This is a genomic window from Mucilaginibacter lappiensis (genome assembly GCF_050433765.1).
GTDB classification, from domain to species: Bacteria; Bacteroidota; Bacteroidia; order Sphingobacteriales; family Sphingobacteriaceae; genus Mucilaginibacter; species Mucilaginibacter lappiensis_A.
The window spans coordinates 670349-687279 of record NZ_JBNPWP010000002.1; the positions used below are offsets into that span (position 1 = coordinate 670349).

At 37.5% G+C, this 16931-nt stretch carries 17 protein-coding genes; all 17 read right to left on the minus strand.

Features of this window, described 5'->3' with window-relative positions; all coding sequences use genetic code 11:
- Positions 1 to 8: 8 nt before the first annotated feature.
- Positions 9 to 989, minus strand: a complete 981-nt coding sequence (locus tag M2273_RS08270) for a glycosyltransferase family 2 protein (RefSeq protein ID WP_429395265.1) — start codon at positions 987 to 989, stop codon at positions 9 to 11.
- Entirely contained in the window at positions 989 to 2098 is a 1110-nt protein-coding gene (locus tag M2273_RS08275) for a hypothetical protein (protein WP_429395267.1), read from the minus strand. Before M2273_RS08275 ends, M2273_RS08270 begins: the two co-directional genes overlap by 1 nt.
- Positions 2098 to 3486, minus strand: a complete 1389-nt coding sequence (locus M2273_RS08280) for an MBOAT family O-acyltransferase (RefSeq protein ID WP_429395269.1) — start codon at positions 3484 to 3486, stop codon at positions 2098 to 2100. Before M2273_RS08280 ends, M2273_RS08275 begins: the two co-directional genes overlap by 1 nt.
- The gene (locus M2273_RS08285; RefSeq protein ID WP_429395271.1) at positions 3476 to 4423 is read right to left on the minus strand and encodes a glycosyltransferase family 2 protein; all 948 of its coding nucleotides are present in this window, start codon (positions 4421 to 4423) and stop codon (positions 3476 to 3478) included. Before M2273_RS08285 ends, M2273_RS08280 begins: the two co-directional genes overlap by 11 nt.
- A complete protein-coding gene (locus M2273_RS08290; protein ID WP_429395273.1) occupies positions 4420 to 5220 on the minus strand; it encodes a glycosyltransferase family 2 protein in 801 nt (266 codons plus the stop codon). Before M2273_RS08290 ends, M2273_RS08285 begins: the two co-directional genes overlap by 4 nt.
- 12 nt (positions 5221 to 5232) lie before the next feature.
- Complete coding sequence (locus M2273_RS08295) at positions 5233 to 5946, minus strand: class I SAM-dependent methyltransferase (protein ID WP_429395275.1); 714 nt, start codon at positions 5944 to 5946, stop codon at positions 5233 to 5235.
- A 22-nt stretch (positions 5947 to 5968) separates the two neighbouring features.
- Complete coding sequence (locus M2273_RS08300; RefSeq protein ID WP_429395277.1) at positions 5969 to 6892, minus strand: glycosyltransferase family 2 protein; 924 nt, start codon at positions 6890 to 6892, stop codon at positions 5969 to 5971.
- 10 nt (positions 6893 to 6902) lie between these two features.
- The gene (locus tag M2273_RS08305) at positions 6903 to 7784 is read right to left on the minus strand and encodes a glycosyltransferase family 2 protein (RefSeq protein ID WP_429395279.1); all 882 of its coding nucleotides are present in this window, start codon (positions 7782 to 7784) and stop codon (positions 6903 to 6905) included.
- Between the two features lie 14 nt (positions 7785 to 7798).
- The gene (locus M2273_RS08310; protein ID WP_429395281.1) at positions 7799 to 8545 is read right to left on the minus strand and encodes a hypothetical protein; all 747 of its coding nucleotides are present in this window, start codon (positions 8543 to 8545) and stop codon (positions 7799 to 7801) included.
- A complete protein-coding gene (locus tag M2273_RS08315) occupies positions 8532 to 9449 on the minus strand; it encodes a glycosyltransferase family 2 protein (protein ID WP_429395283.1) in 918 nt (305 codons plus the stop codon). The genes M2273_RS08310 and M2273_RS08315 overlap by 14 nt, the downstream gene beginning before the upstream one ends.
- A gap of 29 nt (positions 9450 to 9478) precedes the next feature.
- Positions 9479 to 10360: an alpha-1,2-fucosyltransferase gene (locus tag M2273_RS08320; RefSeq protein ID WP_429395286.1), complete on the minus strand. Its 882-nt coding sequence runs from the start codon at positions 10358 to 10360 to the stop codon at positions 9479 to 9481.
- Positions 10357 to 11049 carry an FkbM family methyltransferase gene (locus M2273_RS08325; RefSeq protein ID WP_429395288.1) on the minus strand — a complete coding sequence of 231 codons (693 nt, stop codon included), beginning with the start codon at positions 11047 to 11049 and terminating at the stop codon, positions 10357 to 10359. The genes M2273_RS08320 and M2273_RS08325 overlap by 4 nt, the downstream gene beginning before the upstream one ends.
- A 21-nt stretch (positions 11050 to 11070) precedes the next feature.
- Positions 11071 to 11751 (minus strand): FkbM family methyltransferase, encoded by a 681-nt coding sequence (locus M2273_RS08330; RefSeq protein WP_429395290.1) that lies wholly within the window; start codon positions 11749 to 11751, stop codon positions 11071 to 11073.
- A gap of 86 nt (positions 11752 to 11837) precedes the next feature.
- A complete protein-coding gene (locus M2273_RS08335) occupies positions 11838 to 13118 on the minus strand; it encodes an ABC transporter ATP-binding protein (RefSeq protein WP_429395292.1) in 1281 nt (426 codons plus the stop codon).
- On the minus strand, positions 13119 to 13982 hold the full coding sequence (locus M2273_RS08340) for an ABC transporter permease (protein ID WP_429395295.1): 864 nt from the start codon (positions 13980 to 13982) through the stop codon (positions 13119 to 13121). It abuts the gene before it with no gap.
- Positions 13979 to 15097, minus strand: coding sequence for a glycosyltransferase family 4 protein (locus tag M2273_RS08345; RefSeq protein ID WP_429395297.1), 1119 nt, complete (start codon positions 15095 to 15097; stop codon positions 13979 to 13981). Before M2273_RS08345 ends, M2273_RS08340 begins: the two co-directional genes overlap by 4 nt.
- Positions 15090 to 16877 carry an asparagine synthase (glutamine-hydrolyzing) gene (gene asnB / locus M2273_RS08350; RefSeq protein WP_429395299.1) on the minus strand — a complete coding sequence of 596 codons (1788 nt, stop codon included), beginning with the start codon at positions 16875 to 16877 and terminating at the stop codon, positions 15090 to 15092. Before asnB ends, M2273_RS08345 begins: the two co-directional genes overlap by 8 nt.
- Positions 16878 to 16931 lie beyond the last annotated feature (54 nt).

Below are 16931 nucleotides of genomic sequence, written 5' to 3' on the forward strand. Positions count from 1 at the left end.
TATGTGGCTTATCTTATCGAAGCCCATTTCAATGATTTTTTAATCAAATACAGGAGTTTTTGCTTAGTGCTCACTGTCATTAATCCCTCATTGAATGCTATCGTGTTTAAGTGTAACAAATCATTTAAAAATGATTTGAATTTAGTTTCATCATAAATATGATGAATATTATTTGCCTTAATTAGTTTATTTATCCAGGCATTTACCTTGGGCAAATAATCATAGGATATAATAATCGCGGTATAAAACATGTAGTCATGTATCCTCAGCTCGCTATTGTTTGGTTCAATTCCAAGCACGCTTAACTGATCTTTTATAATTTTAAATTTATACTCCCTTTGCAAGCGGTTTTTCCTGCTTGAAATTTGATTGTTACTTATTCTGTAATGGAGTACCTTATGGTTAATATTGGCAACCTGAAACTTTTTTGATATGCTAACCCATAGTTCATAATCTTCACTCACCTCAAAATCTTCGTTATAAAACAGGTTGTTTTCTTGTATTGTACTATTTCTTAGCATTACGGTGGGTTGGCAAATAGCACAATCAAATAGCAGATTGATTTTTATAAGCTCAGGATCTGTATAGGAAACCCAGTTAAAATTGCGTATGGTATCCTGCTGGCCAATAAAATCAAAAAAACCACCGCATAAAGCAATATCTTTATGTGTTTCCATATATGCAAATTGCCTTTCAAGCCGGTCTGGTAATGATAAGTCATCACTATCCATACGGGCTATATATTTGCCTTTTGCAAGCTGCAATCCCAAATTTTGAGTTTTAGGCAACCCAATATTCAGTTCGCTGTGATGGAATCGGATTCTTGGGTCATGATACGATAAAATGATCTCTTTTGATTCGTCCGTTGAGCCATCATTGAGGATAATAAATTCGAAATCGGTGAATGTCTGGTTCAGTATGCTGTCAATAGCTTCTCTTAAATAAGCGGAACCATTATAAACAGGCATTACTACTGATATTGCCGGCATCAATTAATTTTTTTCAAAGTTCTGTTGGTTTCATTCACCCAAAGTCCAAATCCTTTAGGGTTCCAATGCGCGTCGCTCAGGTAATACAGATTTTGGCTGTTTGATCTGTAAATTTTATAAACACTGATCAATGGCAGGGTGGTTTGTTGTTCAATTCTTTCCAGTAAATGATTATAAGGCATGCGTTTATCATCATAGAGGGATACCGGGTTTGGGATAATGGTAAGCCATGTTTTTTTAAAGCCTATCGATGTATAGTAATTTTTTGCCGTTTGCAGATTGAATACTGTACTGTCAATCTGTTTTGCTGATTTGTAATTGAAGGCAGAATGAACATCGGCGGTATCAACTGTTATGTTCAGCAACAATCGCTTCTTATCGGTACTCACTGCTATTTCTTTAGCTACCCTGCCAAATAAATTATAGTTTAAGTCGGCCTTCAACTCTTTTATCGGCGTAAATAATGTATCATCAAACATTAGCAGGTCTAAATTTCTGCTCAAGTCTTTATTAAAGATAACATTGCTAATACGCTTAAAAATTGAAGCCGGCCGATCATTATTGTTTCCTGGTACAGGGTAAGACAGGCCATAGTTATGCTGGACTTTAATATCAGCTTTTGTCCATTTTATTTCGCCGGTTTGATTGGGATTATATCCGTTAAGGTTGCGCTCCGCAAACTCCAATATCAAGTAATTTTGTTTGGTACTATCCAATTTGATTGGCCCAAAGGGAAAGCGCCTATCTAAAAAAATTATATTATCAAAACCATCAAATGCACTTGTAAGGGTTTTGTCAGCCAAAAAGCTATCGCCGATAATATATAGTATGCGATTTGTTAATAACTTTAAGTTGTTTGACGGGTACGTTTTAAAAGGCTCAAGCTTATCTCGGTATTGAGTCAGGTAAGATAAACCATAAAGATCTCCGTATCCCCAACGATCTGACCTGATGAAGATGCGCTGGTATAAAGATCTTGCTGTATCCTGTGTGTTCAGGTGATCAAAATACCTATCCTGTTTTATACGATTAATAAACGAGCGATTCATTGCGGTCAGCAAGATTATCGAGCTAATTGTCAGTATCAATATATCTGCTGTTTTTTTCATCAGAACTGAAAATATATAAACTGAGCCTCATTAAATACGCCAAGAAAATAACAAGCTATAAAAAATATTAAAGATGTTAATAGCATTTTGCGGTTTGAAAGTTGGACCTTACGCTGTAAATACCACTCGCCCGCCAATAAACCAATAATAATAAATATGCAATAAAAAATTTCTTTTAACTGCATGATATTTGCAGCTGTATAGGTAAAACCATTCATAGAGAAAATTTTATTCAGAATGTAAAAACCGTCGGTAATAGTATTAGCCCTAAAAAATGTCCAGCTTAGGCAAACCAGATTAAAAGTGAGCAACCACTTAAAAAAATAGGGGCCTTTTATTTCGACCCGGAATTTTTTGAGTAGCTGGTAGCCAATTAGCAGCAATCCATGTATCAAGCCCCACATAATATATTTCCAGTTTGCACCATGCCATAAGCCACTAATGATGAAAACGACGAGGATATTGGCGCAGGTTATTGAAAATTTTTTCCTGCTGCCGCCAAGCGGAATGTATATGTAATCCCGATACCAGGTTGAAAGCGATATATGCCAGCGCTGCCAAAACTCTGAAATATTTTTGGAAAGATAGGGCATATTAAAATTGCGGATCAGTTCAATGCCCAGTGTTAGTGCGGTGCCAATAGCAATATCTGAGTAGCCGCTGAAATCACAGTATATCTGAAATGCAAAAAAATAAATTGCCACAAGTAGATCAATGCCAGGATGACCGTGCGGGTTGTTAAATACAGGATCAACGTATAAACCTAATCGATCAGCGATCACCATTTTTTTAAACAAGCCTATTGTTATTAGGAACAGCCCCTTTATAAAGGTTTTTTTATTAAACCTGCGCGGATGGTGCAATTGTGGTAAAATATGTTGGGGCCTTTCAATGGGACCGGCTACCATTTGCGGGTAAAAAAGTACATATAAAGCATACAGGCCCAGGTGTCTTTCGGCCTTCTGGTTGCCTCTGTAAACCTCAATGGTATAACTCATGGCTTGAAACGTATGGAATGACAGGCCAATGGGTAATAATATATTTATAAGCGGTATCTGCGGACCGTTAAATGTTTGAGTGATATAATTAATGTTTCCGGTAAAAAAATTAAAGTATTTGTAAAAAGCCAGCACGCCAATATTGGCTGCCAAACTTATTAGCAGGAACAGTTTTTTGGTTTTGCTTTGTGCTTTTTCAATTAATATACCCGCTACGTAGTCGACAATGATAGTAAAGAGTATAATTAAAATATACTCAGGTTTAAAATACATGTAAAAGTAACAGCTGGATATGAGCAGCCATATCCATCGCAGTTTTGGCGAAAGCAGATAATATGCACTGGTAACTATTAAAAAGAAAAACAGGAACAGGAGTGAGTTAAACAGCATTTAATCTTTTTAATACTGTTCTAAAAAGTTTGTAGGGGACTTTTGCATCACATGACAATGCAAGTTTTAACACTTCCATGTTTTCTTTTATAAAAAAGTGCCTTAAAGACGGATTCCATATCGCGTATATTTCTGAAAGTCTTTTCTGCCGAATGTTTTTGTCAGGATGTGCGTCAACCATTTTTTTAAACTTCAGGATAGCTCGATACAGTTCTTTTACCTTGACCAGGCGCGCGTTGACATTGGAACGCGTGGTATGTGCATGATACCTAAAGTAGTTTAGGGGCAGGTGGCAGTAGTATACACGGGATTCCTGCATCAAAGAAAACCATGTCCACCAATCGCCCGTGAACCTCAGGTTTTCAATTAGCTTAACAAATGGGGTGTTCAAGTATGCTGATTTTTTAAATACAGAGCAGCTGGCATTGGGAATGGCACAAATTATATGGTTGTATTTTGAATTAATCTCCCGGCCGTCTAATTCAAAATCTGCCTGCCATAAATTTATATCCAGATATTCCATCCATCTGCTCCATCTGCCTAAGGGGGCATTGTTTTCATTTATCTCTGTGGAGTCGGTATAAACTAAGCCAATGGTATCATCAGCAAGCATCTTAGTCATACAGGTATTTATAAATTCGCAATCAGCATAATCATCACTTTCGGCTATCCAGATATATTTTCCCGAGGCTAATTCAATACCTTTGTTCCATTGTTTAAATGTGCTGCAGCTATTAACGGAATTATATATGATATGACTCACTTTGGGGTGATACCGGTATGTTTCAATAATATCCTTACTGTTATCGGTTGAGGCATCATCTAATATAATAAGCTCAAAATTCTGGTATGACTGGCATAAAACGGTTTCAATACGCTGTTGTAAAAACCTGGCATGATTATAATTGGGGATAATTACTGAAATATGGATGCTCATTTTAACTTTATCAGCTTCTTTACAGCCTTTACAAAGTATTTTAAGGTTGTTCTGAAATAATTTTTCTGATCATTTTCATAAAATTTCTGATAGTGTATCCCTTTCCGAACCTGATCTAAAACAGCAACCTTATGTTTCAAAAGGATATAATTTTGATTAGCTTCGAATCGATCGTCCGTCATATTACCAATCATCGATTTTTTACTGATCCGATAACCAAATAGTTCTTCATCTATAAATTTAAAGCGGAATCCTTTTAAAAAACTGTGTACCCAAAATTCCCAATCTTCATGGCCGGCAAAGGGCATATGCTCATCATAATTGGCAACCTGTTCCCAAACCGTTTTCTGGAATGCTGCACATGCATCGATATAATTTCTGGATAATAAATCACTACCGTTAAACGCATAAGTGATGAATTTTCTTTCAGGCAAATCCTCACCAAAGAAAAAAGGTTTGGCATATACAATATCATAATCCAATGTTTCGAGCCATTTTACAGCCTTTTTTATATAATCGGCTGTTACTTTATTATCCGCATCTAAAGGCAGTATGTATTTTCCTTTTGCCTCCTGTATCCCCCTGTTCCTTGAAAATCCTAACCCCTTATTTGATTGGTGTAATATTTTTATACCCTTCTGCTCAAGCTGTTCCAGTACTTTTAGGGTGTTTAAATCCGTCGACCCATCATTAATAATAATGATTTCAATATTATTATAGGATGAATCTAAAACGCTGTTAACCGCATCATGTAAAAAATGACCATCGTTATAACAAGGTATAATTACGGAAACCATTATAAGATAACTTTATTTTTTTTTAGCAACTACAACGTAGTTCATAGTGTTGGTGTGGTCTTTAAACCTATTATCCAGGTAAGAAAATATCTTGTTAATGGTTTTAACACCCCCAGTAAGTTTAAAAAAAAACCTTGCAAATTTCCCTTTGATCCCTTGAATCTGATAAATAAGCGGAAATAATGCATGTATAAAAGCCTGGCCAACGACAGACCATTTGCCCCCGTTTGAATTAATGGTAATAACACTGAATCCGGCTTTTTCCATAATATATTTAAACCCGTGCTTGGTAAACCTGAAAAAATCATACGGCTCTTCGTGCAAGGGCCAATACATAGGGCCGCTTACTATAAAGTGACCATCTTTTTTTAAAAGCCGGTAGGCTTCGTTCACCAAGCCCTGGGGGTCTTCAACATGCTCTATTGTTTGGGTAGAAATTACCGTATCAAAAGAGCCGATTGATAGAGGAATATTATTTGCAGGGCATATAATATCCGCCCGGTTTTCACTTGATTGTATGATGTCGCAGCCAATATATTCAGTGATATAGGGTTTTAAAATTTCTCCATAGGGTTTATTACCGCAGCCTATATCAAGCAGTTTACCACTGCCATATTTACTAAATGCATTAAATAAATCCTGATGGTAATATTTATAATGCAGGTAATATTGGTCATCTAATGCAATATGAGTGGTGTTTAATCGCCCTATATTTTCCTTTCTCATATTTTAGTTATTTAGTTTTGGGTTATATCAGGTTGAGCAGCCTGTAAAGTTTCAACCTTATACGATTTAAAAAAACAATTCTCTTCCATTCTGGCACTGGGCCATGCCCTTCTTCTGACCACATTTTTACATGGTCTTTGTGCCATTTTATTTTTAAGTCCGGGTTATGGGTCTTGGCCCCATAGTGCACGTGAGCAACAGATAGTGGCTGTCTGATACGTTTACGTTTATTCCCTTTTACAATTCTTATCCATAATTCATAATCGAGCGCGCAATGCATTTCTTCCCAAACAGGCTGATTAATCGTAGCTTTCCAAAAACAGGACGGCTGCGCAAGTGAAGGTATCTTTATAAAATAATCAAGCAATGGCGGTACGGTCATTAACTGCTGCTGCCCCTTGTTCAATGAATAAGCATAGCCGTAAATAAAATCAGTTTTGTGTTTGATAAATGTATTGATCACTAAATTAAAAACATCTTTTAAATAGAAATCGTCGCTATTAAGCCATGCATAATAATCGCCACTCGCAAGGCTAAAGCCCAAGTTTATAGCATTTGACTGCCCTCTATCTTTATTACTTTGCCAATAGCTTATCCATGGCGAGTATTTTTCAATCATCTCCAGGCTGCCGTCTGCACTGCCGCCATCCATTATAATATACTCCAGATTGGGATAATTTTGCAGAAGCACTGATCTGATGGTTTCTTCCAAAAAAGCAGCTTGGTTAAAAGATGGTGTAACAATAGTCAGTCTGGGCCAAAGCTGTCTTTCATCATAGATTGATGGCGAGGTTTCCTGTGTCCATGGCCAGCCCTGTTTACCGTCCTTAACCTGGGGCAAAACACTAAGTAAACCTCGTTTTGGAGCAGGAACTGACGGCAGGGGATACTTTGTTCCTTTCTCTTCAAATCCTGATCTATATGCACGTAAGTTGGGAAGTAACATTTACTATAAATTATAAACCTTTTTGCGGCTGGTAACAATACCGGATATACTTTTTTAAACTAACCCTGTCCATCAGTTTTATTAATTCAGGATGGAAGGTTTTTAACAGCCGGTATTCCAAAAAATTTAAGAACCTGTTTGATGTAATGTCATAAATAAGTCGAATATTGCCTGAATACTTTTTTAGATAGGTATCAATATAATCAAACTTTGCATCATTCAACTGTTTCTCAATCTGTATTAATTCAACAAAACGGGCATTGTTTTTATCATCAGATTTTTGCCCGTTGTGTATCCTGTAAACCGAAAAATACTTTGGAGACGAAGTGAAAATTACCCCCCGGGCTTGTGCCCGGGCAAACCATTCCCAATCAAACCCAAAATGCAGGTCATCCCTCAGCGGTCCGGCAAGTTCATAGGCCTTCCTCGTCCAGAAACTGCTGGGCTGTACGATGTGTGTCCCTTTGCTTATATCCCAGCTTTTAAAAGAGTCAAAATAGCTGCCATGCGTAAAATTATTATCCTCATTTAAATGAATACAATTGCCATGCAATAATTCGGGTTTATCTATTGATAGTATCTGTCCTATTTCAAGCAGGGTACCGGGCAGGTAATAATCGTCAGAATTTAACCAGCATAAAATATCACCGGTAGCATATTCCAATCCCTTATTTATGGCGTGGCTTTGACCCTTATCTTTTTCGCTGACCCAATAGACTATATGTTTTTCGTATTTCCTGATGATACTTTCAGTTTGATCGGTGCTTCCGCCATCAATAATGATGTATTCCAGTTCAGGGTACTGCTGTCCTATAACCGAGAGGATGGTTTGCTCAATAAACTCACCTTGGTTAAATGACGGTGTAACTACTGATATTTTAGGGTATTCCAATGTCGTACTGCTTTTTAACGTAATATACTGCGAATAGCCTTTTTTATTTGATTTAACACTATGTTTTGAGGCTTTTTGGATGCATAGAATTTTTTTATAGCTTTCCAATCGTTATCGGCAGGCTTTTCATGTTCATCAATGCGTTCGCCAATAAACCTGTAGCCATCTCTTTTAACAGGGAATGAAAGGTCAGAGAAAAATTCATCATGTATAGTGGCCGAATTTTTGAACCGGTAATATACCTGGTTTAAAAAAATCTGATCACTCCCGTAGTCAAGTTTTTTTTCACTACAATAGTCATCAACAAGGGCTTTCATATCAAACAATTGTCCTTTTATGCCCCACATGCCACCCAATATATAATGTCTTATGCCGTCAACAGGATCCTGGTGATAGGGATGATCACGCATGATATGAATAGCATTACCGCTGCTCGTCCATTCATCAACAGCCAGTTTTTCTCTGATCGATAACCGCGAGTCGCCATCCCTGAATATTACATGATTGCAGTCAGGTAAATCAGCCGCCAGAAACCTCCAGAACATACCATAAACTCCTCCAGTCATGTCAGTGGTTAAAGCCCCGGCCTTTTTCATGCTATTAATGATAGGCTCAGGAACAGTATTGTCGTGATAAACAATAACCTGCCAGCCAGGATAAATGTTTTTTGCCTGTTCAATGTTTCTGATTATACCTGTATTGTAAATGGGCTTATCGCCCCACAGGCTATATGAAATATAATTATTTTTATGGGCCAACATCAGTTAAGCAGTTGTTAAGGATAGCTGTCTTGTTGAATCTGCTTTTGAATAAATTATATGAAAAAGCAGGTAAGACGGGAAATGAAGCAGCAAGTATTTTAAATACCAGGGCAGCAAAATCATTTTTTGGTTTATTTCCAGACCATTTAAACATGCTTTTTAGGATAAAGGGTATCGCCGTTAAAAGTTTAAATTGTTGGTAACGCTGTTCCTGGTTGTTTAATAATGAGCTATCGTAATTTTTGCAAATCAAATAATAGCTACCCATAAGCATCCTTTGCGTATTAGCAGATATACCTTTATCATGCACACGATATTTAAACAATTTATCCTTAAGCCCGATAAAAACGGCATTAAACTTACAGGCACGTAGCCAGTAATCCCAGTCCTCATTCCCAAAAACTAACAGGTTGGTATCCATGGCACCCAAATTATCGGCTAAAGCCTTTTTTATACATACTGATAGAATGGCTATATGGTTATGGTTTAAAAGTATTTTATACAGGGCATGACCGTTGTAATTTCCGGTCAGACTTTCGTACGGCTTTACATTGGCCTTATCAAGATAATACCCACTCGTAAAAACAACATCGGCATTACTATTGATTGCAGTAGCCATTTGAACCTGCAGTTTGTTTTCCAGCCAGAGATCATCGGCGTCCAGGAATGCTATCCATTGACCCTTTACCAGTTTAAAGCCTGTGTTACGAGCAGCCCCAAGTCCCTGGTTATTTTGAAAATGATACGTGATCCGGTTGTCTTTTTTTTGGTATTGCTTCACAATTGCAGCCGTACCATCTGTTGAGCCGTCATCAATAACAATAAGTTGCCAGTTGGTATATGATTGTGCCAGCACCGAAATAATAGATTGCTCAATAAATGCATCAGCATTATATGCTGGCATGATCACGCTTATCAAAATTGCAGTATTTGTTAAATTGTTATCCAATCTTGTGGGACTATGTTACTGGTGTTACCTGCAGACTTTTCACTCGCAAACCAGTTCTGCGGTGCAATTACCATTTTATTGGGTGATACGTTTAGCCAGGCTGCCCACCAACCGAAAGAACTGTTAGCAATGATATGATGCTTACAGTGGCTCATAAGGACCATATCGGTCCAGTTTTCAAGAGGGGTACTGTCTACTATAGTCGTTTTGTTACCTAAAAAATCAAAGTTGTTTTGGCACCATGCAATATCGTCAGAGAAAATAAAATAGTGAGCATCCTTGAATTGCTCACTCATGATGTTTATCGCTTTTTCGTAGTATGAAATGGGTAAAATGCCATGATATTGTAATATGGCTGTTTTTAAATAATCTCCCCTGCGCACATGAACGCTTACCGGGTTTACCGATTCCGATATTTTATTAAACCAAAGTTTGGCGTCATTTTTCAAATCCGGAAAAGTAAATTCTTTTAGAAGCTGCGGCCTTATGCTTTTAACATAATCTTTATCCTGAAAATATCCGTCAAGGTAAATAGCAGTCCTTTTAAATTCATTAACAGGCACGCCAGTTTTAAGATCATTTTCATAAATGGTTTGAAAGCTTGGCTGCAGTATTTTTTTTAAAAAATGATTAAATATCGTCGGCGTTGAGATCAGATATTGTGAAACCTTATTTAAAGATTTCCCTTGCAGATTTTTAAAAATGCTTAGCTCAAATGCCCTGGCAGTAAATTTATCGGTTGATTGATTGTTTGTTTTTAAAAAAGAAACGTCAAAATACACAGGTTTATCTGGTGATATGCTCCTGGCGGCAGCGTACTGAAACATCTGATTGCCTAACCCTCCCTGAAGCTTAGTTATGATCATAACTGTCTTTGTCGCCAAATATCTTTTCTGACAAAAATGGAATTTATATAAGTATTGGCATAATGAATGTAGCCCTTACTGATCACAAAATCTATTAATGACGTATTTTGAATACCATTGCCCGATGTAGAGAAGGAAATGGTTTCAATACACATCACGAGCGGGAAGTTTTGTGTATAATCAATAGATCTTACTATCAGCTCATCGATGCCTTCTGCGTCAAGATTTAATAATTGAGGAAAAAGGCCATTGTTGTTTTCGCTGATAATATTTTCAACGGAATTAACGGGTGTTTTAATAACTTGGGTGATGCTGTAATCCCCTTCGTTATTATAGTTTTCTGCCTCCTTTTTAGAAAAAGTATTCAGCGTAGGCGTTGAAATAATATAAAAATCAGCCTCGCCTTGGCGCTCACCAATGCCAATGTTTAAATTAATATCCTTTTTACGGTATTTAAGAAAAAGCGTAAAAAGCAAGGGATCGGGCTCAATGTTTATCCCCCTGCTACCAGATTCATAAAATAAAGCTGTATTACTTAAATAAAAAGGGTGATGTGCCCCAATATCAATGTAGGTAGGGTTTTTTATTTGCAACTGATCAAAAATAAACCTTATAATCAGGTCTTCTCCTGATTGGGAATAAGATATTTTGGTCCATTTCTTTCCTCTGGGGGCTTTGAAAAAAGGCACTTTATTATGTTTTAAATTTATCTATCCGGTAACAGGTTTCACGCGTTTGAATCTTTGAATACCGAAAAAGCGAGACGTTCTATAAAACCTGGTGTTAATATATAACTGATCGCCCACTCCATTTTCAATCTCCGTTTTAATGAGCTTAAATTTATTATTCATCATAAATTGTTCTACATCTCTTCGCAACGGCTGCGTGTTGTAAAGGGGGATTTCAGCTATTTCGAGCCATATGGCTTTTATGTTTTCAATATGATTGCCAGCGCCGGTTAATACAAGAAGTTCAGCTCCCTGTACATCCATATGAATAAAATCAATCACATCTATTTTGTTTTCAATTACAATATTCCTTAAAGTGGTGGTATAAACAGGAATTATGGTTTCAAATTTGAGCCATTTGATAGTATCCAAAACATTATCCGGTTCCAGTAAGGAACTCGATTTATTGCCAAAATCCCAATTAATGTTATCTGCTTCATTATTAGGATGTCCTGATGAGACGTGCAGGTTTTGCCAACCCTCATAATTAGAAAGCGCCATTTTAAATAACCTTACATTCGCCGCATTATAACGAATTATATTTTGAACTATTAAATCTTGGTTTTTGGGTAAAGGCTCAAAACTAAAAATAGAAGCATTGGGGAACAGCTTTGCATATCGGATGGAATCTTCCCCCTCACAGCTACCAATATCAAATACCAATAACCTTTCCTTTTGCTTAAAAAGGCCTAAAAGCTCCTTTTTAATAGGTAAGTCCGTGCTTAATATCTTCAGGCGGTTATACATTCTCAGGAACCTGATGTGTTTGAAATATCAATGCTCATCGGATTTAAAATAATGCCAGCATCACTTAATCTTATTATAGCTTTATTTAACGATTGATGAGCAATTTGAGAGATAGTGAAGGAAGCCGCATTTTCAAGATATTGAAATGACCGTTCATATGAAGACAAACCGAGAATAAGATTATATGTCCCGGACGAAAACAGTAAGGTGTCCTCTTTAAAAACAGACTCGTAGTATCCTTTGTCAATATCAATTTCTTTGCTCCAGGTTGTTCTTAAATTAATATCCATAGAGTTCGTAAGCCCTAAGGCAATAATAAAGTGCCTAATTGGTTTATTTATTTTGAAAAACACCCTTACCTGCCATGCTTGTCCGGCTGCTATTTCATTGATAAGGTTTGAGTCTGCATCCTCTATCTGTATCCTATAAGCATAGCCCGGTAACTCATCAGTATACTCAGAAGGAACGATTTCAAAAACAGATTCATGGAGCGATGCATGGTTTAAGTATGTACTGATGATATAATTACTATCACCGATAGCATTAACTTTGCCGTTATTAAGTAAAATACCTTTATTACAAAGTTTTTGTACCGCCCCCATATTATGGCTTACAAACAAAACCGTCCTTCCTTCGCCTTTACTTACCTCGCCCATTTTGCCAAGGCATTTTTTTTGAAATTCAGCATCGCCCACAGCCAATACCTCATCTACTATTAATATTTCCGATTCCAGGTGGGCCGCTACTGCGAAGGCGAGGCGTACATACATACCAGATGAATACCTTTTTACAGGTGTATCGATATATCTTTCAACTCCTGAGAAATCTACGATCTCATCAAATTTTCTTTTGATCTCGGCTTTGCGCATCCCCAGGATGGCGCCATTAAGAAAAATATTTTCCCTGCCACTTAGTTCGGGGTGAAAACCGGTTCCTACTTCCAGTAAACTGGCTATGCGCCCCTTTACTTTTATGGAACCCGTGGTAGGAGAGGTAACGCGGCTTAAAATTTTAAGCAAAGTGCTCTTACCGGCACCATTCCTGCCAATTATACCAACTGCATCGCCTTGCTCAATATCAAAGTTTAAATCTTTTAAGCTCCAAACCACATCACTTTCTCCCTTTGTTGTCCGGTCGTTGGTTTCGCCAATTTTCAAAAATGGGTCTTCTTTTCCTTTTAGTCTTGCCCAGTATCGTTCCAGGTCGCGTGATATGGTACCTGTACCAAAATCACCCAGTTGATAAGCTTTTGACAGGTTTTCTACCTTAATTACTTTGGCCATTTATACGGTATCAACAAAGGTTTTCTCTACTTTATTAAATATAATGGTACCGGTTATTAAAATGATAACCGTGATTATTAAACTATAACCCATCAGGTCCCAGCTAAAACTTCCCTTACCTAAAAGGCTATATCTGAAAGTTTCAATGATTGCAGTGATGGGATTGAATTTTACGAGCCAGCTATAGGCCGGATATTTTGCTTCGGCTACTGATAGCGGAAATATTACGGTTGTGGTATACATTAATAATGGTACGCCGAAAGATACAATAAACGCAAGGTCGCGGTACTTGGTAGTTACTGCCGATATAATCATCCCCAAGCCTAAACCTAACGCTGCTATCATAACAATAAGTAAAGGCAGCAGCAATACGAAAGCGTTAGGTGTTATCCCAGCATCCTTAAATAAATAAATGATATACAGGATGATGAAAAGTAAAAACTGTACACCAAACTTTATCAAATTTGATAATACTATACTTAATGGCATGATTAACCTTGGAAAGTAAACCTTGCCGAGTAACCCCGAATTATCCCTAAATACGGTTGACGTTTTTGTAAGGCACTCTGCAAAATAGTTCCATATAATGGTACCTGCAAGGTAAAATAAGGGCTTGGGCAGTCCATCAACAGGTATACCTGCCAGATTGCCAAATACCAGTGTGTAAAATAATATAGTGATAATAGGTTGTACAAAAAACCAAATGGGTCCTAAAATGGTCTGCTTGTAAAATGAAACAAAATCACGTCTTACCAATAACAAAAGCAGGTCGCGGTAATGCCATACGTCCTTAAGCTTTAAGTCGAGAAGATTGTTTTTCGCGCTTATTTCAATATCCCAATCTTCGTCTGCCAATGCGCTCATTTATTTAGTAATAGTTGTAGTTTATTCATGTAGTTGTTTTCGTTAAAATGCAGTAAGCATTGCTCCTGCAACTGTTTCCGTTTAGCTGCTGTTAATGGGGTTGCCAAATATTCAATGATGCAATTATGCAATTCAATAGGATCATCGGCATCAATGGCTCTGCCTAATTCACCATTACGTATCGCATCAATGCTGCCGTCGGCATTTCCGCATATAACCGGTAAGCCACAAGCTAAAGCCTCAATAAATACAATGCCGAAACCTTCCTTTTTGCTTGGTAACACAAACAGGTCGGCCAATAAAAAATGGTCTGTAAGTTCGGTCTCCTCTATAAAGCCGGTTAGTGTTATGTGATCCTTTATCTGATAATCGGCTATCAATTTATTAATCCGAACCTCCTCCAACGAATCGTATTTTCCCGACAGGATGTATTTTATCTTAGGAAATTGATCCTTTAACATACTAATAGCTTGTATTACCTGCTCATAACCTTTATATTTTTCGGTAGAGGCCATACGGGTTAACGTAAATATGATTGGATGGTTGTTACTCAGCTGATAACGGTCGATCAGGTATTGTGGTTTTACAAAGCTTGCTGGCAGCTGAATGAAGGGATCAACCGCATTATTCAGCACTATGCAAATGTCATGATGTATATCATGCCTGGTTACCATTTGTTGTTTGGTAAAGTTGCTTACACAAATTACTTTATCGCACTGTTTCAGGAAACGTTTTTTAATGAACGAAAATGGCCGCCAAACCTCAATGCCATGCGCTATAAGCCATATCTGGCATTTGGGGTTAATTAATTTAATAGCCAAACCTACAATGGCAAGATTAATATGGCTGAGTATAATAACGTTGGACCTCGCTGGCCTGCTTATGGCTTTTAAAACAAAGCTCAGTTTGTTTATGTTAAAGCCCTTAAAGTTTTTTGCAGGTAAGTACTGTGTCATCACGTCACCGGGCTTGTCATAGGCCGACCATAGTTCAAAATCCCAGTTATTTGCTTTGGCTATCTGGTGTAAGGAGTGGCCTAAAGTACGGGTCATTTTTTGAATACCACCTGTAGTACTAAATGTTTGCAAAGTAAATAGTATCACTTTTTTAGACATGAGGCTGTATCTGATAAAGTGCAAAAGCTTTTGACCAGTGCATTCCCTTGTTTTTGAATTTCCTGATGATGTTTTGTGCTGGTTTACCCTTATAAAATTGGCTGTTACTTACCTCATCATGCGCCATCATCCATTGTTGCAGCGGAAAGGTAAAGCCCATTTTGGGCCGGTTCCATATAGCAGATGGTAATAGTTCATTAAAGCTATCGATCAATAATTTCTTGGGTTGACGCTTATCAAATCTTATTGCCTGATCAATACTTGCAATCGTACTGGTGAAATCTTCATCTAAAAAGGGTACCCTTACCTCCAGGCCATGGCTCATACTCATTACATCGGTATCCCTCAGTAATTGATTTTGCATATACAAATTAGTTTCAAACCAGGAGGCGTGTGCTTCGTCATATGAATGCAGATTAAGTGCAGTGTTGGTATCAAAAAGCGTATCCTCAACATGTTTATTGTCTGTATCCAGCAATGAGGCAATATCACCTGGCGAAAACAACCCTCTTAATAAAAGATAATCAGCTAAAGGATGATCATTAGCTAAAAATGTAAGCTTTTTATAATGATCAGGCACCAGACCGGTAAGGGCCGAAAATACAGAAGGATATATTTTTTTAAGATACTTTAAATATTTTATCCGGTTAAATGAAGGGTATCCTCCAAAAAGTTCATCTGCACCAATACCTGATAATACTGCTTTTAACCCATTTTCATGCGCATATTTGCTAATGAACCAGCTATTGATGCCATCAGTAGTTGGCATATCCATAGCATGGGTAATTTGTGGGAAAAACGTTTCAAAATCCTGCTGTTGTACCAGGTGCGAAAAACTTTCGCCATTAATTTTATCCAAAACTATACGCTGATAAGTCTGCTCATTATAGCTTTTTTCGTTAAAATAAATGGATATGGTTTTAAGCTGCTGCTTTTTTTGCCGGTCAGCCAATAAGGTGATCACACTTGAATCAATACCACCACTTAAAAATACACCTATCGAAGCATCGGCTATCATTTGCCGGTTCACTGCTTTTATTAAAGCATCTTTTACACATTGCCGGGCTTCGTTAATATCAGTAATTGAATCTATCACTGATGTTTCCTTATATGTTCTTATGGTATAAGTTGATGATGCATTGTTCCAGCATAAAAAATGACCCTTGGGTAAGCTGAAAACATTTTTTAAAGTAGTGTATGGCTCCGGGATATGACCGAAAGCCAAAAACCTGATAGGCCAGCCCGTGTCTTTCTCTGTAGCTATACCCGCGGCGGTAAAAGCCCTTATTTCTGATGCGAAGCTTAAAGTTCCGTTTTGAGCAAAATAGTATATTGGTTTTATACCGGCAGTATCACGTACCAGGTAGGTGCATTTTTGGGCCTTATCATATAATGCAAAGGCAAACATGCCCCTTAATTTGGAGAATGCAGTAGTGCCCCAGTATAAATAGGCTAATAAAATCACCTCGGTATCGGTAACTGATTTGAATTGCGCTCCCAATTTCAATAGTTCATCCCTTAATTCCGGATAATTATAAATTTCGCCGTTAAAGGTTATCCAGGCTTTTTGGTCAGTATCGCTCATGGGCTGATGTCCATTGCTGCTCAGATCAATGATAGCAAGCCTGCGATGCCCAAATCCCAGATGGGCTTTCTCATCAAAAAACACACCTTCATCATCAGGCCCTCCATGTTGCAGCACCCTGCACATAGCTTTTACTTTTTCGCGGATTTCTTCGGGTTGTAGCCGGTTATTAATAATGCCTGCTATCCGGCACATAGTTCATATATTTTCACAGCTTCGCCTCGTAAGTCACATTTTTTTCATGTAACT

What these genes read in the sequence shown, in the direction of transcription:
- M2273_RS08270 (WP_429395265.1), bottom strand. Translation starts at nt 989, where the DNA reads ATGCCGGCAATATCAGTAGTAATGCCTGTTTATAATGGTTCCGCTTAT.
- M2273_RS08275 (WP_429395267.1), bottom strand. Translation starts at nt 2,098, where the DNA reads ATGAAAAAAACAGCAGATATATTGATACTGACAATTAGCTCGATAATC.
- M2273_RS08280 (WP_429395269.1), bottom strand. Translation starts at nt 3,486, where the DNA reads ATGCTGTTTAACTCACTCCTGTTCCTGTTTTTCTTTTTAATAGTTACC.
- M2273_RS08285 (WP_429395271.1), bottom strand. Translation starts at nt 4,423, where the DNA reads ATGAGCATCCATATTTCAGTAATTATCCCCAATTATAATCATGCCAGG.
- M2273_RS08290 (WP_429395273.1), bottom strand. Translation starts at nt 5,220, where the DNA reads ATGGTTTCCGTAATTATACCTTGTTATAACGATGGTCATTTTTTACAT.
- M2273_RS08295 (WP_429395275.1), bottom strand. Translation starts at nt 5,946, where the DNA reads ATGAGAAAGGAAAATATAGGGCGATTAAACACCACTCATATTGCATTA.
- M2273_RS08300 (WP_429395277.1), bottom strand. Translation starts at nt 6,892, where the DNA reads ATGTTACTTCCCAACTTACGTGCATATAGATCAGGATTTGAAGAGAAA.
- M2273_RS08310 (WP_429395281.1), bottom strand. Translation starts at nt 8,545, where the DNA reads ATGTTGGCCCATAAAAATAATTATATTTCATATAGCCTGTGGGGCGAT.
- M2273_RS08315 (WP_429395283.1), bottom strand. Translation starts at nt 9,449, where the DNA reads ATGCCAGCATATAATGCTGATGCATTTATTGAGCAATCTATTATTTCG.
- M2273_RS08320 (WP_429395286.1), bottom strand. Translation starts at nt 10,360, where the DNA reads ATGATCATAACTAAGCTTCAGGGAGGGTTAGGCAATCAGATGTTTCAG.
- M2273_RS08335 (WP_429395292.1), bottom strand. Translation starts at nt 13,118, where the DNA reads ATGGCCAAAGTAATTAAGGTAGAAAACCTGTCAAAAGCTTATCAACTG.
- M2273_RS08340 (WP_429395295.1), bottom strand. Translation starts at nt 13,982, where the DNA reads ATGAGCGCATTGGCAGACGAAGATTGGGATATTGAAATAAGCGCGAAA.
- M2273_RS08345 (WP_429395297.1), bottom strand. Translation starts at nt 15,097, where the DNA reads ATGTCTAAAAAAGTGATACTATTTACTTTGCAAACATTTAGTACTACA.
- asnB (WP_429395299.1), bottom strand. Translation starts at nt 16,877, where the DNA reads ATGTGCCGGATAGCAGGCATTATTAATAACCGGCTACAACCCGAAGAA.